Source organism: uncultured Bradyrhizobium sp., from assembly GCF_936928535.1.
Lineage (GTDB): Bacteria > Pseudomonadota > Alphaproteobacteria > Rhizobiales > Xanthobacteraceae > Bradyrhizobium.
On the sequence record NZ_CAKZHY010000047.1, the window covers coordinates 1 to 25,206 of the forward strand.

Genomic DNA, 25,206 nt, shown 5'->3' on the forward strand with positions numbered 1-25,206 from the left:
GGGGGGGGGGGGTACAGGTCTCACGGCCATCGCGCCCGCGGAGAGAGGCCCCTCACCCCCAACCCTCTCCCCGTAAGAACGGGGAGAGGGAGAAGAGGGCACTGTCTAAAACATCCCGCTCGCCCCGAGCGCCCTGCAGACATGCTGCATCTCGGCCTCGTCAGCGACCATGTCGAGCATGACGGTGGTCAGGCCCTTCGCGGCAAACGCCTTCAGCTTGGCGCCGATCTCGGCATAGCTACCGACGAGATAGGGGCAGTCGGCCTGGAAGGTGAGGTAGGGCAGCAGCCAATAGCCATTGTCCGCGAGCTCGCCGCTTTGCCCCTCGTACAAGCGCCGCTTCCAGACGGAATCTGAATTTTCGACCGTGAGCGCGAGCAGCTCGCGATCGTCTGGATTATCGCGGAAACGCGCCTTCGCCGCCTGCCGCGCCTCGTCGGCGCTTTCGCGTGCGAAAATGCCAAAGTTCATGCCTGCTGCGCCGAGGCCGCGATCGAGGTCCGGCGGCAGCATCTGCATCTTGATGCAGCCGGTCTCTTCGGCGACGCGCTTGGCTGCGTCTGATTGCCCCGCGACCAGGAATTCCGGCATCAGCTCGGCGGGCAGGCGCGGCCGCAGTTGCAGATTGCTGGCGCGATAGAACCGGCCGTCGACATTCACCGGACGTGGGCTCGACAGCAACCGGCGCATCAAGCTGACGAACTCGCCGAGCCTGACATAGCGGTCCGCGTGAGACTGCTCGTCGCCCAGCCCCTGCAGATCGCTGATCGCGGTCCCCGTGATCATGTTGAGATAGACCTTGCGGCCGTAGAGCTGCGCAAAGGACGAGACGAATTTCGCCGCCGTGAACGGGTGCATGTAAACAGGGTTGACGGCGATCAGTGGCGAAGATCGCGTCGTCGCCGCAAGAATGTGCTGGGCCATGGCCCAGGGCTCGACGAAGACGTCGTTGCCTTCGAACAGCAAAATGCCCTCGAAGCCGTTGCGATCGGCGAAATCAGCCACCCGCATCAGCTCGCCGACATATTTTTGGGGATCGCGGTTGCGCGAGATCGCAGGAAAGACGCGCAGCCGCGCCGACATCACTCCGCCGCTTCCTGGAGCGGCCAGGCGTTGCGGGTGATGCGCAGGCCGCCGGCCGCGCGCGAGCCGTCGGCGATCGCGAGACGATGCGAGGGCGATGGCGAGCACAGCGAGAAGCGCCAGCCTGCCGGATCATCGGCAATGTCGGGCTTGAAGCTGATCTTGATCGCCTCCCGCGATACCTGCATCGCGAACGCATCCAGCGGCAGATTGAGCCCGAAGCCCCTCGCTTTCAGATAGGCTTCCTTCAGCGTCCAATAGTCGAAGAATCGCTCGATCGCGGTGGGCTCCGGCAGCGTGCGGAGCATCTCGACCTCTTCCGGCGCAAAGAAGCGAAGCGCGGTCGACAACGGTGCGACGCGCCGCGATACGGTCTCGACGTCGACGCCGACCGCCTCATGCCTTGACACGACGCACGCGACACAGCCGTCGGCATGGGACAGGCTGAAATGCAGCGGCGCCGAGGTGGCGGGCGCCGCGACAAAGGGGCGCCCGTAGCGTCCGGTCGAGAACGACCAGTCGGTCGGTTCGACCTCGACCGCTACGTGCGACAGCGCCATGCGCAGCATCGCATGGGCGAAGATATATTGCCGCTGATGCCGCTCGAACATGAAGCAGTCGGCGCGCATCCGCTCGTCGACCGAGAGAAGCCGTCGGCACCCGTCCACTGCGCCGGGCGTATCAATGCTCTCGGTCAATCCGACAAACAGTTCAATTCCGTCGTCTGCCATCAATTGGGCCCATAGCATCAGGCGGAGACCAAATCCGGCCCTGACTGAAGGATCAACCGAACAGGAAGCAACTCGGCGGACCGCTTCTAGCGGTCCACCCGGGCAAATTCTTGTCGATTGCTGGCCGGTTTACAGGCGCAAGCTTGTGCGAGACCCCAACCCGACAGGCGAGCGGCCCAAATCGAAAATGAAATGCAAAGATTCGCGCGGCGTCCCGGCCGCCGAATCCTTACTTCTTCTTCTTGGCCTTCTTCGCGCCACCCAGCATGGAGAGGCTGGCGTCGACGTCCTTCAGCGCGGACTGAAGCTTCTTCTTCTCGCCCGTGAGCAGCTTCTGCAGCGACTTGCGGTCCTTGTCGCTGAGCGATGAGCCTTTGGTAAATTTGATGAAACCCATAACACTCCCCCGGTTGAAAATAGTCCAAATCAAAACGCGCGAGCAATCTTGCGCGCTGGAGCCAAATAATCAAGATGCAACTTGGGCAATCACAGCTTTGGCGGGTGAACTCGTGTTCGCCGGCCCTGCACGGCTGGTCATGCCGCCCTGCGGGCGAGCAAGCGCTCCAGCGGCGTGTTTGGCCGGAGGATGGCGGCCTTGAGCAGCGCGACGAGATCCTCCATCCATGCGCCGACCGTGGCGCCGTCGAGCAGATCGCGCTTGTAATTGCACGAACCTGTAATCCCTGCCGAACGCTCCTTCAGCATCAGCGATATCAAGGTCTGGTCGATCGGCAGCACCGGCTGGCCCTCCCGCGCGACGTTTCCGATCGATCGCACCGCGACATCGGGCAGGTCGAGCGGCTGGCGCAGCGGGTTTTGCAGCGTGAAATAGACCTGAAGCAGCGAAGCCGGATCGATGCCCTGCTGCTCCAGATGGTCGGCCAGCATGTTGAAGGGCAGCTCCTGCCGCGCATGCGCGTCGAGCACGCCCTGGCGCACCCGGCCCAGGGCCTGGGCGAATGACAGATCCGGCGTGATCCGGCTGCGGACGATCACGGTGTTCTCGAATGGGCCGATGATGCGATCCATGTCCGGCTGAGCGCGGTTGGCCATGGCGGTGGCGACCGAGATGTCGGTACGCCCCGTCCGCGCCAGCAGCAGGGCCTTCAGGCCGGTCAGCAGACACATGAACAGCGTGCTGTTGTGCTGGCGCGCGTAGAAGGTGAGGCCGGCGACGAGGTCGCGCTCCAGGCTGAGCGGATGATGGCCGGTCGAAGCGCCCGCGCGTGCTTCGACGTCAAACAAGGGGGCGGCTCCGCGCAGAGTCTCGGCCCAGTCGGCGGCCTGCCGGCGGGCAGCCTCGGTTCCGCACCACCAGCGCTGCCAGCGCGCGACGCTCGAAAACGCCAGCGGCAGCTTCGGCAGGGGGCGCGGTGGATGACCCGCCAGCGCGGCATAGCGGCTCGACAATTCCTCGAACAGCACGCCGATCGACCAGCCGTCAGCGATGGCGTGATGCAGCGTCAGCAGCAGCACATGATGCTCGGCATGAAGGCGCAGCAGCCGCGCCCGCAGCAGCGGCGCGCGGGCGGTGCTGACTGGGGTATAGGTCTCCTGCGCGATCAGGAGCTCGATCTTCCTGAGCTCGAGCGCCTTGCGCCGCTGGTTATTATGGGGCCGCCCGTCGCCGATGGTCTCGACGGTCAGGACCGGACCAAGCGCGGCTGGCGCGAGGACTTGGGCGACCGGCTCCTCGCCGTTCCAGCCGAATGCCGTCCGCAGCGATTCGTGGCGGCGCACGATGTCGTCGATGGCCTGCGCCAGGGTGCGCGGATCGATCGGGCCTTCGAGATGGAAGGCGAAAGGCAGGTTGAACAGCGGCAGATCGGGCAGGTTCTGCTCGATCCGCATCATCTGGTCCTGTGCGATCGACAGCGTGGGCGGAGCGCTTTCAGCCAGTCGCGGAACGCCGGCAGGCTGTTGCGGCGTCATGGCCGCGGCCTCGTCGACCCGCCGGGCGAGTTCCGCGATCGTTGGTGCCTCGAAGATGGTCTTGATCGGCAGCGATATTCCGAGTGCACGGGCGATGCGCGCCATTGCCTGGCCGGCGAGCAGCGAATGGCCGCCGAGGTCAAAGAAATTGTCGGTGACACCGATGCTCTCTACCTTCAGCAGATCGGCCCAGATGTCGGACAGGACTTTTTCGGTGAAACGCCGGGCCGGCACGGCCGTCTCGGCCGCGACGCTCTCCTGTTGCGGGGGCGCCAGCAGCGCGGAGCGATCGAGCTTGCCGTGGGCATTGAGCGGGACCTGATCCAGGAACAGGAACGCCGAGGGGACTGCATGGCGCGGCAGCCGGCTCTTGAGGAAGTCGCGCAGCTCGCTGGCGCTGATCCGGCTGCCGGCCCTGGCAACGACATGAGCAATCAGCCTGACGTCGCCATTGGCGTCGCGCCGCGGCTCGACGATGCCGGCCCGCACGCTGGCGTGGTCTGCCAGCGCAGCCTCGATTTCCTTGAGCTCGATGCGATAACCACGGACCTTGACCTGAAGGTCGGCGCGGCCGAGGCATTCGATCGTCCCGTCGCCGCGGCGGCGAGCAAGGTCGCCGGTGCGGTAGAGCCGGCCGCCGTCCGCCCGCGCGAACGGATCAGGGATGAAGCGCTCCCGGCTCTGCGCGGGATCGTTGACATAGCCGCGGCCGACGCCGGCGCCGCCGATGCAGAGCTCGCCGACGACGCCGATCGGCTGCGGTTCCAGATGCGGATCGAGCACGTAGATCTGGGTATTGGGCAGTGGCGCTCCGACCGGAACATGTGTCGTCGTGGCGTCAGGCGCGCTGGTCAGCCGGTGCAGGGAGACGTCGTCCGAACACTCCGAGGCGCCATACGCGTTGATAAGCGGCACCTTCGGGCAGCGGGCAAACCAGGCGCGGCAGAGATCGACCGGCAGCGGCTCGCCGGTCGAGATCAGCAGCCGCAGCTTCGCAAAGGCGCGCAGCATCGGCGCCTCGTCCATCCGTTCGAGGATCACACGGAGCAGCGAGGGCACGATCTCGAGCACCGTGACGCCCTCGCGTTCGATCTCGCGCGCCAGCAGCATCGGATCCTGCACGACCTTGATGCCGCAGACATGGACGCGCGCGCCGGTCATGGGACCGGCGAGGAATTGCCAGACCGAGATCACGAAACTCTGCGGCGCCGTCTGCGCGATCACGTCCTCAGCCGTGAGGCCGAGCTCGTCGATGAGCGAGGCGAGATGGTTCGACAGCCCGCGCTGTTCGATCATGACGCCTTTCGGTGCGCCGGAGGAGCCCGACGTGTAGATCAGATAGGCCAGGCTCGAATCCGCGCGCCGCGCGGGACGGCCCGGCCTGGTGGATTCTCGGGCGATCGTATCGCCGAGCTCGGCAACCCGGATGCGCGCGACCAGCGGTTCGAGCAGTGTGTCGACCAGGGCGGACTGAGCGCGTCCCGTCAGCAGCACGTTTGCGCAGCTTGAGCCGAGGATGGTCGCGAGCCGCGCCGGTGGCTGTTCGGGGTCGAGATTCAGGAACGCCGCCCCCACACGCTGCACCGCGATCATCGCCGCGAGCAGGTCGGGGCCGCGGTCCGCCAGCAGCGCGACCACCGTTTCCGCACCGACGCCTTCGCGGGCAAGCCAGCCGGCAATCGCCTGGCTGCGGCGAGCCAGCTCGCGATAGCTCAGGGATAGATTCGAATCGGATATCGCGACGGCGTTTGGGGTCTTTTTGGCCTGCCGCTCGAAGCGTTCGCAGACCTGTCCGCGCGCCGCGAAGTCGGTAGCCCGGCCCTTCGTCAGCAAACCCCGGCGTTCCGCGACGGTGAGCAGCGGCAGACGCGAGATGCGCTGCTCGGGATTGGCGATGGCGGCCTTGATCAGCGTCTTGAACTGATCCGCCATGCCCTCGATCGTCGCAGGATCGAACAGATCGGTGGCGTATTCGAAGAAGCCGCTGAAGCGGCCTTCGGCCTCGACCAGCTCGAGTGTGATGTCGAAGCGCGCGACTTCCGGGTCGACTTCCAGCCGCCGCGTCGACAGGCCAGGGAAGCGCGCGGCTTCGATCGATGCATTCTGCAGGATGAACATGATCCGGAACAGCGGATTGCCGTCGCTCCTGCGCGCGATCTGGAGCGCCCGCAGCACTTCCTCGATCGGAAGGTCCTGGTTGCGGTAGGCATCGAGCGTGACCTGGCGCACCCGGCGCAGCAGCTCGCCGAAGCTCGGGTCGCCGCTGAAATCGTTGCGCAGGATCAGCGTGTTGGCAAACAGCCCGATCAGCCGCTCGCTTTCGATCTGGTTGCGGTTCGCGATCAGCGATCCCGTCGCGACATCCTCATGCCCGGTGTGCCGGAACAGCAGACACTGGAACACCGCAAGCAGCGCCATGAAAGGCGTCACGCCCTGGTTCTGGCTCAGCGTGCGGATGTCGGCGGACAGGGTCTTGGAGAATTCGAAATAATGACGGCCGCCGTGACCGCTCCAGACCTCCGGCCGCGGCCGGTCGGTCCGCAACGGCAGCGTGGTGACGCCGTCGAGCTGTGTCCGCCAATAATCGAGCTGCTCTTTCGCGGCCGGCGTCTGCGCCCAGCTTTGCTGCCAGCGCGCAAAATCACGATATTGAAAGCCAGCCGACGGCAAAGCCGTCACACTTCCTTTGCGCGCAGCGGAATATCCGGCGGCAAGCGCCTCCCAGAACAGCCGCTGCGACCACCCATCGGTGACGAGGTGATGGACATTGACCACCAGCGCATGGCTTGATCTGTCAAAGGAGAGCAGCGCGACCTTCAGCGGCGGCTCGCTGGCAAGATCAAATGCGTACTGCGCGAGCTTGAGCGCCTCCCGCCTGACCACGGCAGCTCGCCGCTGCGGAGAGCAGGGTTTGAGCTTGATCCGTTCGAACTGCGGCGATGCCCGAACCACGCGCTGCACAGGCTCGCCCTCGCGTTCCACGAACAGCGAGCGCAGCGCTTCGTGGCGCGTGCAGATCGCGGCGAGGCCTGCCTGAAGCGCGGCAATGTCGACCTGCCCCTTCAGCAGCGCGACCTCAACCACGTTGTAATTGTAGCGCGTCGGGTCGAGCCGCGAGAGCACATACATCCGCTGCTGCTGGAACGACAGCGGGGCGTCTTCTTTTGAGGCCTCCGCCCGCCATGCCGGCAGCGTCGCATCCCGGTGCGCCGTGGTCTCGATCCGGGCCGCAAGAGCGCCGACAGTGGCGCAATCGAAGATGTCCTCGAAGGAGAAATCGACGTTGAAGCGTTCGCGCAAGCGGGAGCGCATCTGCGTGACGGCGAGCGAATCCGCGCCGAGCGCAAAGACATCCTGATCGATTCCGACCTGCGGAAGTTCGAGCAGATTGGCCCAGATTTCGGCGAGCCGGGTCTCCAGTTCGTTGCGCGGCAGCTGCGTCTCGTCGGCATCATGTACAGTCGAAATCAGCTCGGCCAGCGCATTGCGCTTGACCTTGCCGCTGGCGCCCTTCGGCAGTGCGGCCATACTGCGGATCAGGCTCGGCACCTTGTAGGCGGCAAGCCGCTTGCGCGCGAACTGGCGGAGCTGGTCGGAGGTCGTCTCGGCATTGTCCCTGAGCACCACGACGGCCGCGACATTCTCGCCGAGCTTGGCATGGGGAACGGCGAATACGCCGGCTTCCAGCACCGCCGGGTGGGCCAGCAGCACCTCTTCCACCTCCAGCGGCGAGATCTTCTGGCCGCCGCGGTTGATGACGTCCTTGATGCGGCCGACGATGAAGAGATAGCCGTCGGCGTCGAGATAGCCGAGGTCACCGGTCCTGAACCAGCCGTTGCGGAACGCGGCCCGCGTTGCCGCCTCGTCATTATAATAGCTGCGGCTCATGTTCGGACCGCGCAGCATGATCTCGCCATGCTGGCCGTGCGCAAGCGCGCGGCCCGCTTCGTCCATGATCGCGATCTCGGGGCCTGCGGCGCGGCCGACCGAGCCGATCTTGCGCAGCTCGAATGGATTGGCGGCGATCTGCGAGGCCGCCTCCGTCATGCCGTAGGTTTCCAGCACGGGGACGCCGAAGATCGCCTCCAGCCCGTTCAGGATCGCGGGCGCAAGCGAGGACGAGGCCGAGCGGATCACCCGCAGTGACGACGACCTGATACGCTCGGGGCTCGCTTCCGCGGCGGTCAGCAGCGCGCGATGAATGGTCGGCACCGCCGTGTACCAAGTCGGTTGCAGGTCCCGCGTCCAGCCGAAAAAGGACGGTGCGTCGAATCCGGCCGTCGCGATCACGCTGGAGCCCGCCGCGAGCGCGGTCAGAAGGCCGGAGATCAGGCCATGGGCATGAAACAGCGGCAGGACGTTGAGCAGGCGATCCTGTGGTGCGAGCGCGAGCACCCGGCCGGCATTCCGCGCCGAAAGACACACATTGCGGTGCGTCAGCGGCACCATCTTCGGGCGCGCGGCCGTGCCCGATGTCAGCAGGATGAAGGCGTCGTCCTCCGCGCCGGCGGTGCCGTCGGCACAAGCTGGCCCGATCGTCGGGCCCACGAACGCGCAGCCGCCGAGATCCGTTTCCGGTCCCGGTGCGAAATCGACCACCGCGATATCGAGCGCCCTGGCGACGTCGCGGCTCGGCGAATTCATGTCCGCCCGCGTGACGAGCGCCGTAAGCTTCAATTCGCTGAAATAGCGTTGCAGCTCGTCTGCCGTGAAATCGGGATTGACGGGGACGCAGGCGCAGGTCGATGCCACCGCGATCAGGGCCAATGCGCTGTCGGCCCCCCGCGGCAGCGCAACGGCAATGCGGTCGGCAGGTGTAATGCCGAGCCCGCGCAGCGTTCGGACGAGATGCGCGATCCCAGTGCCGAGCGCGCCATAGGCCAGAGGAGGCCGGCCGGGAGCGAGCAGGGCGGGTGCCGCCGGCGTCGCGCGCGCATGAAAAGCGAGAAGGCTGCCGATATCGGCAAGGTTCTCGGCTTCGACGCCCGCGCCGTCCGGCCCGTCTCCCGCCTCGGATGCAATCTCCGACAATGCCATTCCCTTTTGATCCGATTGGGCTATTCTTCACTGGAGTTAGGGAACGCGTCCAGTCTGAGGTGAAGTTTGGGCCCCAAAATCTGTGGTTGAGGGACCTTAAGCCCTTTGGCGGGGGGAGTGTACGGCGGGCACCATGCTGGAGAATGAGCCGGGGACGGAAGTCGGGTTGAAGCGTTGGCTCGAAGGCATTGGTCTCGGTCACTACACCGATCTGTTCGCGCAGCACCGCCTCGATCTCGATGTCATGGGCGACCTGACCGAGGCGGATCTTGCCGAGCTCGGGCTGCCGCTCGGCGATCGCAAGCGGTTGCAGCGGGCAACGGCCGCGCTGTTCAAGGCGGAGACGGTGGAAGCGCCGGCGCGTCCGCCGACCCGCACGGAGGTTGGCGCCGAGCGGCGCCAGCTCACCACCATGTTCTGCGACATGGTGGATTCCACGGTGCTCTCGGCCCAGTTCGATCCGGAAGACGTGCGCGACATGATCGCCAGCTTCCGCGAAACCTGCGTGCGCGTCGTCAAGCACTACGAAGGCTTTGCCGCCCGCTTCGTCGGCGACGGCATTCTGGTCTATTTCGGCTATCCGACCGCCCATGAGGACGACGCCGAGCGCGCGGTGCGCGCCGGGCTCGAGATCGTGCGGGTGCTGTCGACTGCGCGCGCCATCGAGCCGCGCGGCGCGCTCAGCCACGCGCCCGCCGTCCGCATCGGGATCGCGACCGGCCTCGTCGTGGTCGGCGACCTCGTCGGCCAGGGTACCGAAGAGCGCGACTCTGCCGTCGGCGAGACCGTCAATCTCGCCGCGCGTTTGCAGGCGCTGGCGCCCGCCAACGGCGTGGTGATCTCCGCCTCGACGCAATCGCTGCTCAAGGGCAAGTTCGATTACCGCGATCTCGGCGCCCAGGCGTTGAAGGGCATCTCGGAAAAAACCCAGGCCTGGCACGTCGTGCGCGCCACGCGCGTGGAGACCCGCTTCGCCGCCGCGATGGGCTCGCGACTGACCCCGCTCGTCAACCGCGAGGAGGAAATCGCGCTGTTGATGGCGCGCTGGCAGCAGGTCAAGGAGGGCGACGGCCAGGTCGTCGTCAAGTTCGGCGAACCCGGCATCGGCAAGTCGCGCATCATCCAGGAGATTTTTGAGCGGATCGCAGGTGACCGGCATGGCCATGTCTCGTTCCAGTGCTCGCCCTATTACACCTCCACGGCTTTCTATCCCTTCGTCGAGCAGCTCAAATTCTCGCTCGGCCTCGACCGCGAGGATGCGTCCGCGCTGTCGCTGGCGAGCCTGGAGAATGCGATTGCCGCCGCCCACGGCGACATCGAGCAGGTGGCGCCGCTGTTCGCCGCGCTGCTGTCGATCCCGACCGGGGAACGCTATCCGCCGCTGGACCTGTCGCCGCAGCAGCAGAAGGACGCGACTGTCGCGGCGCTGGTCAATCACTTCCTGGGGCTCGCGCGCGAGATGCCGCTGGTGATGGCCTTCGAGGACCTGCACTGGATCGATCCGACATCTCGCGAGGTGATCGATTTGCTGGTCGACCGGGTGCAGAACCGGCCGATTCTCGCCATCATCACCGCGCGCTCCGAATTCCAGCCGAGCTGGAACGCGCATTCGCACATCACCACGCTGGTGCTGAACCGACTGAGCCGGCCGCTGCGCACCACGCTGGTCGAGCGCGTTGCGGGCCGGGAGCTACCCAAGGAGGTCGTCGAGGAGATCATCGTCAAGACCGACGGCGTGCCGCTGTTCCTCGAGGAGCTGACCAAGACGGTTCTCGAATCCAACCTCCTGACCGAGCGGCATGGGCGCTATGTGCTGTCGGGCCCGTGGCGGCAGCTCGCAATCCCGGCGACCCTGACGGACTCGCTGATGGCGCGTCTCGACCGGATGGGGCCGTTCAAGCGGATCGCGCAAATCGGCGCCACCATCGGCCGAGAATTCTCCTACGAGACCCTGCACGCCGTCGCCAACACGCCGGCGGAGCAGATCGAGGCGGCGCTGACGCATCTGGAGGAGGCAGGCCTGATCATGCGCCGGGGGCATCCGCCCGACGCGCTCTACTCCTTCAAGCACGTGATGATCCAGAATGCGGCGCATGCCAGCCTCTTGCACAGTGAGCGGCGCAAGCTGCATGCCAGCATCGCCCAGGTCCTCGCCGAGATGTATCCGGAAAAGACCGATCGCGAGCCGGAGCTGCTGGCCCACCATCTGACCGAGTCCGGGCAGAGCGAGGGCGCGGCGAGCTTCTGGCTCAAGGCCGGCAAGCAGGCGGCCAAGAGCGGCGCCAATCTGGAAGCGATCGGCCATCTCCGCCGGGGCTTAAGCGTCGTGCAGGCCAATGCACGCATGCAGGGCGCCGACGAGATGGAGCTCGAACTGCGGATCGCGCTCGGCAACGCGCTGATCGCCGCCAAAGGTTACGCCGTGCAGGAGGTCGAGGAGAACTACATCCGCGCCCTCGAGCTTGGCCAGCAGCTCGACGACGACGAAAAGGCCTTTGCGGCCACGCGCGGGCTGTGGGTGTGCCATTTCATCCGCGCCGACCTCACCCGCGCGCATGATCTCAGCGTCGAGCTGCTGAAATTCGCCAAGCGCGAGCGGTTGAACGAGGAGGCGGCACAGCAGACCGGCTATCTGATCGAGGCGCACCGCTCGATTGCGATGACCATGCTCTATCGCGGGCGCTTCGCCGCCGCGCAGCATCATCTGCATCGCTGCATCGATCTCTACAGTCCCGATCTGCATTCCGACCTGATGGAGCGCCACGGCACTGATCCGGGTGTCGTCTCGCTGTCCTATCTCGGCTATCTGCTCTGGTTCCTCGGCCAGCCCGACGCGGCGCGCCGGCACAGCGAGCAGGCGATTGCGCTCGCGGAGAAGATCCGCCATCCGTTCTCGCTCGCCTTCGCGCTCGTGTTCGGCGCCTATCTCTGCCAGCACTTGCGCGATATCGAGGGCACGCGCGATCACGCCAACCGTGCCATGATCATCGCCACCGAGCACAATTTCCTGCATTGGAAGCAGCAGGCCGCGATCCTGCGCGGCTGGGCGCTGGCCCAGCTCGGCGAGGCCGACGAAGGCATCAGCCAGATGCGCTTCGGCCTCGACGAGTATGAGGCCATGGATTCCTGGCTCGCCGGCTGCTGGTTCCGTTGCCTGCTCGCTGAGGCCTATGCCAAGGTCGGAATGCGCGATGCCGCCTTGCGCGCGCTGGACGGTGCGCTTGCGACCGCAAGGCGGACCGGCGATCACTCCTATCTTGCCGAGGTCTACCGCCTGCAAGGCGAGATCACCTTGTCGGATGGCAATCCTGCCTCGGTGCAGGAGGCCGAGGATCTGTTCGACCAGTCGCTGGAGACGGCACGCAAGCAGGGCGCGTTGTCCTGGGAGCTCAGAACCGCCGTCAGCCTCGCGCGGCTGTCGCACCAATCCGGCAAGCGCGAGCACGCAAGCCTTCTGCTGTTGCCAATCGTCGGCAAGTTCAACGAAGGCTTCCTGACGCCCGACCTGAAGCTGGCCATGCAGCTGGTGTACGAGCTCGGCGGCGATACACCGGCTCGTCCGCAGCCCAATCCGGCGGAATGAGCGATCTGTCCGCCGCGCGGGCGCGCTATGTCGAGCTGATTGCGAAGCGCGAGCGGATTAGTTCGCCGCGCCTGCTTGCAGCGCTCGCGTCAGTGCCGCGTGAGAATTTTCTGGCGAAGGGGCCCTGGCGCATCAAGAGCGAGGCGGCGCGCAGCTACCGGCTGACGCCCAGCGGCGATCCCATTCATCTCTACGACAATGTGCTCGTTGCCATCGACGCGCGCCGCAAGCTCGACACCGGGCTACCGAGCCTGTGGGCCCATTTCATCGATGTGCTCGACGTCAGGGAGAAGGACCATGTGGTCCAGATCGGTTGCGGGCTCGGCTATTTCTCGGCGATCCTGTCGGAGATCGTGGGTCCGAAGGGCAGGGTGCGAGCCGTCGAATGCAACGACCGGCTCGCGGCAGGCGCTGCGAATTACCTTCGCGCCTATCGGAATGTCGAGGTCATCAACGGCGACGGTTGTCGCGACATCGGCGAGCCGGCCGATGTCATCATGGTGCATGCCGGCTTCTCGCATCCGAATCCGCTCTGGCTCGCCTCGCTCCGCCCGCGCGGCCGGCTGCTGGTGCCGCTGACACAGCGGGACCGCGAGGGCGCCGCACTCAAGATCACGCACCGGGGCAAGGGGTTCGTGGCCGAGGCGGTACAGCAGATCCGGATTTTTCCAGGCCAGGGTCGCGGAATGACTGCGCTCGATGATCGCGTCGCCGATTGGTGGCAACGCGCATCCGCCCTGGCGCCGCTGCGCTTTCGTGCCCTGGACCAGGGGCTGCCGTCGGACTAGGTCCGACCGAGGCAGGGCAGTAACTATTGGGGAGATGTGTCCTTTTTTGTTCCGAGCGGGTTGTTTATATTTGGAGCGGTCCTGGATGAGCCCATGAAGGTTGAATTGAACGAGGGCGTGGTTGGTGACACCGCGAAGCTGATGATGCATCGGCTGATCGTGCGAAGGCTTCGTCGCGATCCCACGTTAGTGGAAAGGGCGAAGGAAGCTCACACGCGACAGGCCGACCAATTCGCCGATTGGCCGTTCGTGCGCGAGTGGCGGGAACTGCTTGCGCTTCCCACCCGAGAACTGGCCGTAAAGCTGATCAGTCGCGATCGGGAGATGGTCAGATTGCGCAATTCATCGCCATTTTTTCTCGCCGAAGGCATTCATTTTGGCGATTACGACACGCGGATCCGGCTACGAAGAGCTGCGAGAAGAATTGTCCAGCGCGGCTTGAGCACTCAAACTGCTTCTGCTCGAGATCTATGATGGCTGGTGGAGGTCCAGTACGCGATTTCGAGGATTTGCTTAGAGTCGTCAGGGCTCTTGCCTACGAGTTCAAGACTGATACCGTGTACATCGTTGGTAGTCAGGCAATTCTTGCTTCAATGTCCGATGCTCCGGCGGCGGCGACGGAATCGCCGGAAATCGATGCTTTTCCGGCAAACGCAAGAGTTTGGGAAATGACAGAGGCTAAGCATACGCGTGATGGCGTGCAGCCTGTTGCGTCTGAACACATCGACGGACTTTTCGGATCTGAAAGCCAGTTTCACCGTACGCATGGCTTCTACATCGATGGCGTCGACGAGACGACCGCTAAGCTCCCGAGAGGTTGGCGGACCCGGGCGGTCACCGTGCAAACCGAGGTTGAAGGGCGGACGGTAATCGGCGTGGCGCCTGCGCTGGAAGACCTTGTCGTCTCCAAGGTTCGCCAGGTTGGATGAGAGGGACAAGCGGTTCGTCAGCGCGATCCATGGGACGCGGCCTTTGGATCTGGAACTGATTGAGCAAAGGATCCGTACGACGGACCTCGATCCTGCCGTTGCGGAGCAGGCGATCGCCTATATCAGAGGTCTGAAATCTCAAGGCTAGTCTTTCCCGCCAACAACCCTTGTTTCGCTTGGGCTTGATTCAGCGTGGGTTCCTTGCAGTCCCGGCGTAGTTATGACGGCGGGTTAATCGTCACCGGGTGACGCAAAGACAGCGTCGCCGTTTTGCGCTGGTTGATCATCGGGGCGACACGCCCTCACACGTCCTTCGTGAACTTGCTGATGACGTCCATGAACGGCTTGGGCTTGAAGTCGCCATCGAGCGGCAATGGCCGGTTCGGCTGCTTGTCCGGGCGCTTGACGAGGCCGTTCATCCAGCTGTAGCGGTCGGAAATGCCCCAGGTCAGGATCGAGCGCACCGGTCCGCTGGTCGAGATCGCGGTGAGGAGATCGTTGACGCGCTTGGCGACGATGGCGTCGCGCTCCGCAGGACTGCCGGTCAGCTTCTCGTCGTTGACGTCGAGCTCGGTGACGAAGACTTCGAGGCCCCATGAGCGGACTTCGGTCACGAACTCGGCGAGCCCGTGGGTGTCGATCTCGAGCTCGGCATGCAGATGCGATTGCAGCCCGACCGCATGCAGCGGCACGCCTTGGTCCAACAGCTCCATGATGAGATTGCGGAAGGCCGCGCGCTTGGCGATGAACGAATCTTTCGCGGACTCGACATCGTATTCGTTGATCGCGAGCTTGACGTAGGGATCGGCCGCGGCCGCCGTTCGGAACGCCAGCGGAATCCAGCCGTTACCGAGATGCTGGGTCCAGAACGTGTCACGCCGGTCCTTGACGTCCTTGGGATTGTCAGGGATGGGCTCGTTGACGACGTCCCATGAGGTCAGCTTGTCCTTGTAATAGGACACGACGGTGTTGATGTGATCGACATAGGCGCGCTCGACGCCCTTCGAATCCTTGATCTGTTTGGTCCAGTCGGGAATGTCGTGATACCAGGCCAGTGTATGGCCGCGCATGGTCATGTCGTTCTTCTGCGCGAAATCATAGATCGCATCGGCGCGCTCGAAGGCGAAGGTGTGCGCATCCGGCCGCAGCACCGGCCATTTCAGCTCCAGCACCGGCACCACCTGCGTACAATAGGTACTGATGGCCTCACCAAGCCGCGGATCGGCTTGCAGGTCCCAGAGCGTAGCTGCCGCGCCATAGCCTGGGCGGCGCTGCGCCAATTTCGACACCGGCAATGCCGACGCCGATGCACCCGCCGCGAGCGTTGCGGCGCTGCCGAGGAGAAATTGGCGTCGGTCGAGCTTCGTCACGTGGCTACAGTCCTTTCGGAACCAACGCGCCATCGTACCAAGCGGCGCCTTGCGACGCCGCGGTTTCCTGTTGTTGGGTTAACTTTCGCGGATGTTCCGCTCAGCGCACGTGGCGCTGCATCACCGCTTCAGCGATGCCGAAATAGTGAAGCGCGCCCTTTTCGAGCGTGAGATTGTCCATCACATAATCGCGAGGCGAAAAGCTCCCCGCGGCTACCTGGGACCAGAAGGCGCTCCAGCTGGAGATGAAGTCGTCGGCATCGACGAATGTGCTGCCGCAACGTGTGTCGAAATAGGGCACGGAGGACACGCCGCCTTCGTATCTCACGCGCTCCGGGAAATATTCCGGATCCTGCCACGGGCCGCCGCGATCCCAGGCGAATACCGGCACGCCGCTCGACAGCGCCTGCTGGCAGGCGATGCCCTGGCTTTCGTGCTCGCAAAGGAACACCATGCTGCGGCAGCGCGCCAGCGCCGCCTTGTAGTCGTCTTCCTTGTATTGGCCGTAGCGGATCACTTCCACCGAGCGTCCGCTCGCTTCGAGATGCCGGCGGACCGGTTCGATCAGCTCGCTCTCATAGCGCGCGTGGTCCCAGCGCACCTTGTCGTAAAGCAGCACGTCGACGCTTTTCTGCGCGGCCGGCGTTGCCGTCCACAAATCGGTTTCGATGCCGACCGGCCATATTTCGATATGCGGCCAGTATGGCCGGCACATCTCCGCGTACCAGTTGCAGGGCACCAGGATGGTGTGGGTCAGGAGGTCCTTGTGATGGGCGGGCACGTCAACCGGATGGTTGTACATGACGACGCCTAGCAGGAGCGGGTTCTTCCAGTCGAACCAGTCGAGCACGAAGGGGCGCCCGAGGATGCAAGCGAGCTCCTCCGGATGCTTTTGGATGTAGCTGTAGTCGTTGACGCGATAGGGGATGCCGACCCTGTCGAGCCCGGCGCAGAGATTGAGGAATACGCGCCGCTGGCCGCTGATCCAGGATTTTCCGAGCAGCATCCGCCGCACCAGCGGCCGGACGTAGCGGTCGCCCGGAAACCAGCGGTCGTCGCGCTCCTCGAAGAACAAATTGAGCGTCATCCGCTCGCCGTCCCAGGGGGACGTCGGGACCAGGGACGCATCCGTCCCGCCATGGGGCAGGGAGCTCGGGTTTGCCCCTATGCGTTCGACAACGTCCATCCTAGCTACGTCCACACGTTAACCAAACGTCGGGCGACGTCTTGAAATCATGGTTTCTTTTCGGTGATCGCGGCGGCCCGTTCAAGGACAGGGCAAATTTAACGCTAACGCGCGAAAGCGGTGGGGCCATCCCATTCCGCGGCCGATTTGCAGACTTAAATGACTATCTTGGGAGATGCTGCGGCGCAGTCCGATCGCCAAGCCTTCGATCTTCACGCCAAGGTCCAACTGATCAACGGCCGCTCGATTTCAAGGCCGCCAGTCCCGTGCACGCATGCTGAACCGTCATTTCTCCATCTATCTCGTCAGCTACGTCCTGTCTGCGGCGATGGGCTTCTTCGCGGTCACCGCCTATACGCGGTTGCTGACGCCCGGCGATTATGGCGTCTATGTCGTCGGCATGAGCATCGCCGGCATTCTGGGCGCGATCTTCTTCGCCTGGATCAAGCTGTCGGTGTCGCGCTATCAGGCGATGTCGGCGGACGTGGATTTTCGCGGCACGGCGATGGTTGGCTTTGCACTGACCGTCCTCGCCATGGGCACGGCGACCCCGCTGGTATTCCTGTTCCGTAGCGACGTCAGTGTCGAGCTGGTGCTCGCCAGCATGTTCGTCGCGATCATGTCGAATGGGTTCGATGTCGGCCAGGAGTTCGAGCGCGCCAAGTTTCGGCCGTTTCGCTTCGCGGCGATCTCGATGGTGCGCAGCGTCTCGAGCGTCGGCTTCGGCCTGCTCGGGATCTGGCTTGGCTGGGGCGGCATGGGCCTGCTCGCCGCCTTTGGCCTCGGCTCATTTGCCGGTGTCATCCTCAATCTCGTCAGCGATCGCGCCAGGGTCGCAGGCTTTTCGCACAGCCAGTTCATGCAGCTCGCGCGCTACGGCCTGCCGTTGACGCTGGCCGGACTTTCCGTCGCGGTCTACTCCGCCAGCGACCGGCTCATTGTCGCCTATCTGCTCGGCAAGGATTCCGCCGGCATTTTCGGCGTCGCTGCCGATCTGCCGCGCCAGTTCATGGTCATGATCGCCACCAGCGTTGCCGCGGCCACCGTGCCGATGGTGTTCCGCTCGCTGTCGGAGCAGGACAGCAACGCGACGCGGGAGCGGCTGACCGAGAGCCTCGAACTGCTGCTGGTCGTCGTCGCGCCCGTCGCGGTCTGGCTCGCACTTGCCGCCGATCAGGTCACGGGCACGCTTGTCGGTGTCGATTTTCGCGCCGGTGTGTCCGCGCTGCTGCCGACGCTGGTGCTCGCCCGCTTCTTCGGCATCGCCAATCAATTCTACGTCCAGCTTAGCTTCCAGCTCGCCGAACGGCCCTTCATGCTGGCGGCGCAGTCGTTTCTCACGCTGGTCATGAGCGTGGCGTTGATGTTCATGATGGTCGCGGGTTACGGCATCTACGGCGCGGCGCTGGCGACGCTTGCAACCGAGGTGATCGGCTTCGTCATCGCCGTCGTTCTGATGCATCGTGCTCATCCCGTGCCGTTCGACGTCGTCAGGCTGGCCGGCATCGCCGCTTCCGCCGTAGCCATGGCAGCTGCGATCCTGCTCGCGCGGTCTCAGGTCCATGGGACCGGGTTCGCGGCCCTGACGATCGTGAGCGTTGCGGGGGGGCTCGCTTACGTCGCCATCGCGTGGCTTCTCAATGTCGCGAATGTGCGGACGCTGTCGCTGCGCTTGCTGCGGACGTTTAACCGCAGGGCGCTGGGCGTCTAGCCGCCTGACGTAACGGGCGGGTCCAACGGCTGCGGCTTGCGCATACGCATCTGAATTCTGTGCTACATCTCACCCCTCGCAATCGATGTATCGTCTCCTCGCCGACATCGCGAGCGATGCGGCTGACAACCACAGTGAAGAGACGATGGCACCATCAGGCCCTCTCAGCGGCATCCGCGTTCTCGATCTGACGAGCGTGCTGTTCGGTCCCTATGCCGCGCAGATGCTCGGCGACTGGGGCGCCGACGTCATCAAGATCGAGCCGCCCGCCGGCGATACCTGGCGATACACCGGCCTGTTCCGGAACCATGGCATGAGCGGCCAGTTCATGGCGGTCAATCGCAACAAGCGCAGCCTCGCGCTCGACCTGAAGCATCCCGACGGCAAGGCCGCGCTTGCAAAACTGATCCCGACGGTCGACGTGCTCGTGACCAATGTCCGGCCTGCCGCGATGGCCCGGCTCGGTTTCGGCTATGGCGACTGCGCCAGGCTCAATCCGCGCCTGATCTATGCGGCCGCGACCGGCTTCGGCCAGGATGGCCCGTGGGCTGCGCGCCCGGCCTTCGATGAGATCATCCAGGCGGCTTCGGGCCTTGCATCGTCGATCGGATCGGACGAGAAGCCGGAATTCGTTCCGAGCCTGATCGGCGACAAGATCTGCGCGATGGCGATGGTGGGCGCGGTGTCGGCGGCGCTGTTCCGCCGCGAGCGCACCGGGCAGGGGCAAATGGTCGAGGTGCCAATGCTGGAGACGATCGCAGGCTTCAACAGCATCGAGATGCTGGGAGGGCATGCGTTCGATCCGCCGATCGGCCCGACCGGCTACAAGCGCATGAAGAACCGGCGGCCGGTGAGGACCAAGGATGGCTGGCTGACGATGCTGCCCTATTCCGGAGACAATTGGTGCGCCTTCTTCGAGGCCGTCGGCCGCCCCGAGCTGATCGAGGAACTCGGTGTGCGCGATCCCGTGCTGCGCTCCCAGAACATCGACAAGGTCTATGACCGCATGAGCGAGATCGGACCCACCCGCACCACGGCGGAGTGGGAGGAGCTTTTGCTGCGGCTCGACGTGCCGCACACCGCTTTCGCCAAGCTGACCGAGATCAGCGAGCAGCCGCATCTCGAGGCCGTCGGCCTGTTCGCGGAGATCGATCACCCGACCGAAGGGCGCATCAGGCAGGCGCGGCCGGCGACAAAATTCTCCGAAAGCCCCGCCGGCATTCACCGCATGGCGCCGCGGCTAGGCGAGCATTCGCGCGAAGTGTTGCGCGAGGCTGGTCTGACTGACGCGGAGATCGAGGCGCTTGTCGCGCACAAGGCAGTTGGCGCGCCCTAGCGGGGGCGCGCCGTTCCAGCCTATCGCTTGCCGGCGGCGGACGCCGTCACGGTCGCCGGCCCAAAGCTCTGCTGCCAGTACATCTCGACTTGCTCGACCAAGGTGGCCGGCAGCGGAACGTAGTTGAGCGTTTCGGCCTGCGTCTTGCCGCTCTCCAGCGACCAGCGCATGAAATCGATGGCCGCGGTCGACCTCTCCGGCGATTTCGGCTGCTTCGGCATCACGACGAACGTCGTGGCCGTGATCGGATAGGCATTCTCGCCTGGCGCGTTGGTGAGGACGAGATGGAAATCCTTGTCGGCCGTCCAGTCGGCGCTCGCGGCGGCCGCCTGGAACGAGGCGGCGTCGGGCCCGACGAAACGGCCCGCGCTGTTCTGCACCACGCCGAACGAGATCTTGTCGAGCCGTTGCAGGGCGTAGGCATATTCGAGATAGCCGATCGAGCCGGGCACGAGGCTGACGAGCGAGGCGACGCCGTCATTGCCGCGTCCGCCGAGGCCAACAGGCCACTCGACGGCGGTGCCTTCGCCGACGCCGCTCTTCCATTGCGCGCTGACCTTGGAGAGATAGTTCGACCAGTTGAACGTCGTGCCGGAGCCGTCGATGCGGTGCACGACGGTGATCGGCGCGTTCGGCAGTTTGAGGTCGGGGTTGATGTCCCGAATGGCCGGATCGTTCCAGGTCTTGACCTTGCCAAGATAGATGCCGGCGAGCACCTCGCCGGTGAAGTGCATCTGGCCCGGCTTGACGCCGTCGATATTGACGACCGGAACGACGCCACCGATCACGATGGGAAACTGGATCATGCCGAGCCTGTCCAGCTCCTTCGGATCAAGCGGCATGTCGGTGGCGCCGAAATCCACACTGGCTTTCTTGATCAAGCCGATGCCGATGCTCGATCCCACCGCCTGATAGCTGACGGTGTTGCCGGTCTTCGCCTTGTAGGCGTCGATCCATTTCGCCATCACGGGCGAAACGAAGGTTGAGCCTGCGCCTGTGGTCTCGGCAGCGAAGCTTTGCGTGGCGACGACCAGAGCGGCGAGGACGATCGGGAGGCTGAGGTGTCTCGTCATGCCCCGGAGGCTAGCAGCCCGCCCGGCGAACCGGTGTGGCTTATGTCACAAAAATGTAATGGGAATGAAAACCATCTGGTTCGGCAACTGTGCGATGGGAATCGCACAAAACGGCCCCGCTTTAAGACCCAAGAGTGCGGGCGACGTTGATCAGTATGGCCGCAAGTACGGCCAGCGAGAGTGAAACGGTCATGCTCTTCATCAGGCCCCTGGTATTGGGCTCGGGAAAGAAGAAGACGAGGCCCGTAAGGAAGAGCGCCAGCCCGGCAACGACCGCGACAATTTGCGAGAGAGTTGAGGACACTTGTTCATCCTCCAATGCGCTGTTCATCGAGATTAAAGGCAGCATGGCTGCGGCCCCGCGCAATTCTCCGTGATTCCGGTCACATTTCTCTGGCCACCCGTCGAAGGCTGAAATTCTGCCGCAGCGCGCCACCAGCTCCCGGCCAGCCTCGGCTGTGGATCACCCTTCCGCCTGCCCGGACCGTCGTATAAGAGAGTTTCGTCGCCGGAACGGACCTGATATCGCCCGAAACGGAACTGATGGTGGCTGCGAATTCTTAATCCAAAGATCGCAATCTGACGGATCATCGACGCAAGTGCGGACAGGCAACCGGGGAATGGCATGAAAGACCTGATGACGACGGCGCAATCCAATCGGGTGATGCGGCGTTGGGGGGCTCCCGGAATCGTGATGCTCGCGGCAGCGCTTGCCCTGGCCGCCCCGGGCGAAGCGTTTGCCGCCAAGCAGCCGCGCCAGACCGCCGAGGCGGTGGCGCCGCGCGAGGCGGGCGAGCCGATAATGGCGATCGTGTCGATCAAGAGCCAGCAGGTCACGTTCTACGATTCCCAGGGCTGGATCCTGCGCGCACCTGTTTCGACCGGTACGACCGGACGCGAGACGCCCGCGGGCGTCTTCGCCATCATCGAGAAGGACAAGGACCACCACTCGACAATGTATGACGATGCCTGGATGCCGAACATGCAGCGCATCACCTGGAACGGCATCGCGCTGCATGGCGGACCGCTGCCCGGCTACGCGGCCTCGCACGGCTGCGTGCGCATGCCCTTCAACTTCGCCGAGGGCCTGTTCGACAAGACCAATATCGGCATGCGGGTGATCATCTCGCCGAACGACGCCGTCCCGGTCGATTTTTCGCATCCCTCGCTGTTCGTGCCGAGCAAGGAGGCCATCGCGGCCGTTCCGGCGCGCGCCGACAAGCTCTCCCTCGAAGCGGAGGACGCTGTCAGGGCGGCCGACGAAGCCAAGAAGGCTGCAGCCGCGGCCGCGAAAGAGGCGCAATCGCTGCCGGCATCGCTGCGCAAGCTCGAGCAGCAGAAGGCCCGCGCCGACGCCGAGAACGCCTATGCCGACAAACTGGTCGCGAACGCCAAGACCGACCAGGCCAAGGCAAAGGCCGACGAGCTGAAGCAGAAGGTCGCGACCAAGGCGGCGGATGCGGCAACCCAGCTCGACGCCGCCAAGGCCGCGGCGCAGCCCAAGCGCGATGCTGTCGCCGCGACCAAGGAAGCGGCCAAGGTCGCCGCGGCCAAGAAGGTCGAGGCCGTGAAGGCTGCGCTAGATGCCAAGCTCGCGATGGAACCGGTCTCGGTCTACATCAGCCGCGCGACGCAGAAGCTCTATGTTCGGCGCAACACCCACAAGCCCGCGCCGGACGGCGGCGGCGAGGTGTTCGACACCAGCATCGAGGTCCCCGTCACCATCCGCAATCCGGACCAGCCGATCGGCACCCACATCTTCACGGCGATGGCGAAGAGCGACACGGGCCTGCGCTGGAGCGTCGTCAGCATCGACGAGGGCGACAACGCCAAGGACGCGGTCGACCGCATCACCATCCCGCAGGAGGTATGGGATCGCATCGCGCCGACCGCGTTGCCGCGGTCCTCGATCATCGTCTCGGACGAGCCGCTGAGCGCCGAGACCAACTACCGCACCGAGTTCGTCGCGGTTCTGAGCAACCATCCGCAAGGCGGCTTCATCACCCGCAAGCCGACTGCGCCGCCGGTGGAGATGGCCAGCGACGATGGTTGGGGCAATGGCGGCGCCTTCGGCGGCAACGGCTTCTTCTTCTTTGGGCAGCGCGATCCGAATCCGCAACCCGTCAATCCGCGCCGCCGCGCCGGCCAATACCAGTACTACCAGCCGGCACAGCCGATGCCGATACAGCGGAGTTTCTGGTAGACGCGAGGCCGGAGCGTAGCGGCTCCCGCCGCTACGGCCGCGCCGTGATCACCAGGGCCTGAATTTTCGCTTCGACCGGTCCCGAGCCGTGGCGTTTGCGGATCGCCTCGGCGACGGCCTCGGTTGCAGCCTCGAGCTTGCTCGCATCCCTGGCCTCGATCTCGCCGCGCAGCGGCGTTCCCTGGCAATAGGCAATGGCGACATATTCCGCGGAGGGCGCGCGGCTCGCCGCTGACTTGGTTTCGATCGAGATGTCCTTGAAGCCCGCGCGCTCCAGATCGGCCTTGATGACGTCCTTGTCGTGATAGCCATGCGGCGTCCGCGCCATGAACAGCGGCGGATTGTCCGGGAATACCTTGCCGAGCGTGGCGGTCGCGTCATCTGCGAACACATTGTCCGCGATACGGTCCCACACGTTGAACAGATACGTGCCGCCAGGCTTCAGCACCCGCTTCGCCTCGGCGTAGCCTTTGCTGCGATCCGGAAAGAACATGGCGCCGAACTGGCAGCAAACCACGTCGAACGCCGCATCGTCGAATGGCAGCGCCAGCGCATCCGCCTGACGCCAGGTCATGCGGGGATCGTCACCCTGTTGCTGCCTGGCGACTGCGAGCATCGGCTCGTTGAGGTCGGTTGCGACATAGCGGACATCTGAAGGCAGCAGCGCCGCCACGGCGCGCGTGACCGCGCCGGTGCCCGCGGCGATCTCGAGCAGGTCCGAGGGCGACAGCGCGGCGACGCGCTCGGCCAGATCGTCGGCATAGACGGAGAAGATCAGCGGGACCAGATATTCGTCGTAGAGCTTGGGAACCGAGCCGGCGAAAACCTTGTCAGTTGCAGACATGCTTGCCTCGCTGAACCCTCGGACACGAGGCCATATGTTACCATGCATCCTCGGTCCGGCAACGGTTCGGCCTGTCCCCACATACACAACGAAAGAGGTCTACGATTTCGCGCCGCCGACCTCGCGGATCGGCCGCGTGCCGTCCCAGTTCAAGGCTGCCTGCCGCACCTTCTCGAAGAACGGCCCCTTGGTGCCGCTGATGTCGGAGATCTCGATGATCGTGCCCGGATGCGCCTGCGTGTCGAGATAGGCGAAGCGTCCCTTATCGCCGCCGATCTGGCCTTCGTGGCCGATCCTGTAGCCGAGCCCGATCGCCTTGTCGTACAGCGCCTGGTAGTCGTGGCTCCAGTACGACATGTGCTGGAGGCCCTCATGGCCGGCGTCCAGGAATTCCTTGTACAGCGAGGGCGCGTCGTTGCGCTGCTGGATCAGCTCGATCTGGAGATCGCCGGAATTGGCCAGCGCGATGCTCATCTCGACGGCCGAGTCCTGGCCGCGATGGCGGAACCAGTCGGTCTTGACGCGATCGATGTAGTACCAGGGACCGACGCCCATCACCTCGATCCAGTGCCTCATCGCGGCCTGGATGTCCCGCACCACATATCCGTTCTGGCGCACCGCGCCGAAGATGCGGCTCATGCCCGCGCTCCCGTTGTCGATCCGCTCACTTGGCCTCGATCGTCGCGGCGGTTGACTAGCGAAACGATCGGTCGTTAGTCAACAGTCATGGCTATCCAGCCAAGGGAGAGAACCGTGGCAAGGCTGCCCCTGATTGATCCGGAAACGACGAGCGGCGACATCCGCGCCTCGTTCGACCGCATGCCGGTCAAGCTCAACATCTTTCGCATGATGGCCCATGCCGAGGCCAACATGATCCCGGCGATGCGGCTCGGCAATTCGATCCTGCACAAGCAGAAACTCTCGGCCGTCAACCGCGAACTCCTGATTCTCCAGGCGGCCCAGCTGGAAGGCGGGGCCTATGAATGGCGCCAGCATGTGCCGATCGCGCTCGGCGTCGGCTGCACGCAGGCGCAGGTCGATGCGGTCGAGCGCGGTGATTACGATGCCGCGGCGCTCAATGAGGCCGAGCGTGCGCTACTGAAGTTCGGCCGCGAAGTCGTCGAGAATGTCCGCGTGCCCGCGGCCATCTTTGCGGCTGCGCGAAAACATTTCAGCGACCAGGAGATCGTCGAATCCATCGTCGCGCTCGGCTTCTACATGATGATGGCGCGCGTCACCGAGGCGACCGAAACCGATCTCGATCCCGCCGCCGGTATGATGGTCTACGAGGGCGGCAAGAAGTAGGTGGCTGAAATGACGGAAAGCGAGAGCCGGGATTTCGCTCCGCTCCATCCGGGCTTCTGTAACGGGCCTTGGTTAGTCAATCCCTTTTTGCGTGA

The 25,206-nt window shown here is 64.6% G+C and carries 18 protein-coding genes; 8 read left to right on the plus strand and 10 right to left on the minus strand.

Features of this window, described 5'->3' with window-relative positions; all coding sequences use genetic code 11:
• Positions 1 to 105 precede the first annotated feature (105 nt).
• The 4 genes from Q0687_RS05645 to Q0687_RS05660 all read right to left on the minus strand — a co-directional run bounded on the left by Q0687_RS05645 (position 106) and on the right by Q0687_RS05660 (position 8,783).
• Positions 106 to 1,086 carry an LLM class flavin-dependent oxidoreductase gene (locus tag Q0687_RS05645; RefSeq protein WP_298873270.1) on the minus strand — a complete coding sequence of 327 codons (981 nt, stop codon included), beginning with the start codon at positions 1,084 to 1,086 and terminating at the stop codon, positions 106 to 108.
• Positions 1,083 to 1,814 (minus strand): 4'-phosphopantetheinyl transferase superfamily protein, encoded by a 732-nt coding sequence (locus tag Q0687_RS05650; RefSeq protein ID WP_298873272.1) that lies wholly within the window; start codon positions 1,812 to 1,814, stop codon positions 1,083 to 1,085. Before Q0687_RS05650 ends, Q0687_RS05645 begins: the two co-directional genes overlap by 4 nt.
• 229 nt (positions 1,815 to 2,043) lie before the next feature.
• Entirely contained in the window at positions 2,044 to 2,211 is a 168-nt protein-coding gene (locus tag Q0687_RS05655; protein WP_298873274.1) for a hypothetical protein, read from the minus strand.
• Between the two features lie 137 nt (positions 2,212 to 2,348).
• Positions 2,349 to 8,783 (minus strand): non-ribosomal peptide synthetase, encoded by a 6,435-nt coding sequence (locus tag Q0687_RS05660; RefSeq protein WP_298873277.1) that lies wholly within the window; start codon positions 8,781 to 8,783, stop codon positions 2,349 to 2,351.
• Between the two features lie 133 nt (positions 8,784 to 8,916).
• Between Q0687_RS05660 and Q0687_RS05665 the strand changes: the two genes are divergently transcribed.
• The 4 genes from Q0687_RS05665 (at position 8,917) to Q0687_RS05680 (ending at position 14,083) form a co-directional block, all read left to right on the plus strand.
• Positions 8,917 to 12,366 carry an AAA family ATPase gene (locus Q0687_RS05665; protein ID WP_298873279.1) on the plus strand — a complete coding sequence of 1,150 codons (3,450 nt, stop codon included), beginning with the start codon at positions 8,917 to 8,919 and terminating at the stop codon, positions 12,364 to 12,366.
• Positions 12,363 to 13,154: an rRNA adenine N-6-methyltransferase family protein gene (locus Q0687_RS05670; protein WP_298873281.1), complete on the plus strand. Its 792-nt coding sequence runs from the start codon at positions 12,363 to 12,365 to the stop codon at positions 13,152 to 13,154. Before Q0687_RS05665 ends, Q0687_RS05670 begins: the two co-directional genes overlap by 4 nt.
• 93 nt (positions 13,155 to 13,247) lie before the next feature.
• Complete coding sequence (locus Q0687_RS05675; RefSeq protein WP_298873283.1) at positions 13,248 to 13,628, plus strand: hypothetical protein; 381 nt, start codon at positions 13,248 to 13,250, stop codon at positions 13,626 to 13,628.
• 83 nt (positions 13,629 to 13,711) lie between these two features.
• Entirely contained in the window at positions 13,712 to 14,083 is a 372-nt protein-coding gene (locus Q0687_RS05680; protein ID WP_298873285.1) for a DUF6036 family nucleotidyltransferase, read from the plus strand.
• 302 nt (positions 14,084 to 14,385) lie between these two features.
• Here the strand turns inward: Q0687_RS05680 and Q0687_RS05685 are convergent, their stop codons facing one another.
• Both Q0687_RS05685 and Q0687_RS05690 read right to left on the minus strand, forming a co-directional pair.
• Positions 14,386 to 15,453, minus strand: coding sequence for an endo-1,4-beta-xylanase (locus Q0687_RS05685; RefSeq protein WP_298873287.1), 1,068 nt, complete (start codon positions 15,451 to 15,453; stop codon positions 14,386 to 14,388).
• A 100-nt stretch (positions 15,454 to 15,553) separates the two neighbouring features.
• Positions 15,554 to 16,639, minus strand: a complete 1,086-nt coding sequence (locus Q0687_RS05690; RefSeq protein WP_298873289.1) for a glycosyltransferase — start codon at positions 16,637 to 16,639, stop codon at positions 15,554 to 15,556.
• A 274-nt stretch (positions 16,640 to 16,913) separates the two neighbouring features.
• On the opposite strand from Q0687_RS05690, the gene Q0687_RS05695 reads away from it, so the two are divergent.
• Together Q0687_RS05695 and Q0687_RS05700 are read left to right on the plus strand one after the other, a co-directional pair.
• Positions 16,914 to 18,350 carry an oligosaccharide flippase family protein gene (locus Q0687_RS05695; protein ID WP_298873291.1) on the plus strand — a complete coding sequence of 479 codons (1,437 nt, stop codon included), beginning with the start codon at positions 16,914 to 16,916 and terminating at the stop codon, positions 18,348 to 18,350.
• A 145-nt stretch (positions 18,351 to 18,495) separates the two neighbouring features.
• Positions 18,496 to 19,686: a CoA transferase gene (locus Q0687_RS05700; protein ID WP_298873305.1), complete on the plus strand. Its 1,191-nt coding sequence runs from the start codon at positions 18,496 to 18,498 to the stop codon at positions 19,684 to 19,686.
• 20 nt (positions 19,687 to 19,706) lie between these two features.
• On the opposite strand, the gene pstS is transcribed toward Q0687_RS05700, so the two are convergent.
• Together pstS and Q0687_RS05710 are read right to left on the minus strand one after the other, a co-directional pair.
• A complete protein-coding gene (gene pstS, locus Q0687_RS05705) occupies positions 19,707 to 20,759 on the minus strand; it encodes a phosphate ABC transporter substrate-binding protein PstS (protein WP_298873293.1) in 1,053 nt (350 codons plus the stop codon).
• A 121-nt stretch (positions 20,760 to 20,880) separates the two neighbouring features.
• Positions 20,881 to 21,108 carry a hypothetical protein gene (locus Q0687_RS05710; protein WP_298873295.1) on the minus strand — a complete coding sequence of 76 codons (228 nt, stop codon included), beginning with the start codon at positions 21,106 to 21,108 and terminating at the stop codon, positions 20,881 to 20,883.
• Between the two features lie 276 nt (positions 21,109 to 21,384).
• Here Q0687_RS05710 and Q0687_RS05715 point away from each other — a divergent pair, with 276 nt between their 5' ends.
• Positions 21,385 to 22,962, plus strand: a complete 1,578-nt coding sequence (locus Q0687_RS05715) for a L,D-transpeptidase (protein ID WP_298873297.1) — start codon at positions 21,385 to 21,387, stop codon at positions 22,960 to 22,962.
• A gap of 31 nt (positions 22,963 to 22,993) precedes the next feature.
• Here Q0687_RS05715 and Q0687_RS05720 read toward each other — a convergent pair whose 3' ends face one another.
• Together Q0687_RS05720 and Q0687_RS05725 are read right to left on the minus strand one after the other, a co-directional pair.
• Complete coding sequence (locus tag Q0687_RS05720; protein WP_298873299.1) at positions 22,994 to 23,806, minus strand: class I SAM-dependent methyltransferase; 813 nt, start codon at positions 23,804 to 23,806, stop codon at positions 22,994 to 22,996.
• A 99-nt stretch (positions 23,807 to 23,905) separates the two neighbouring features.
• Complete coding sequence (locus Q0687_RS05725; RefSeq protein ID WP_298873301.1) at positions 23,906 to 24,445, minus strand: VOC family protein; 540 nt, start codon at positions 24,443 to 24,445, stop codon at positions 23,906 to 23,908.
• Positions 24,446 to 24,559: 114 nt separating this feature from the next.
• Here Q0687_RS05725 and Q0687_RS05730 point away from each other — a divergent pair, with 114 nt between their 5' ends.
• Positions 24,560 to 25,111, plus strand: coding sequence for a carboxymuconolactone decarboxylase family protein (locus tag Q0687_RS05730; RefSeq protein WP_298873303.1), 552 nt, complete (start codon positions 24,560 to 24,562; stop codon positions 25,109 to 25,111).
• Positions 25,112 to 25,206: the final 95 nt, after the last annotated feature.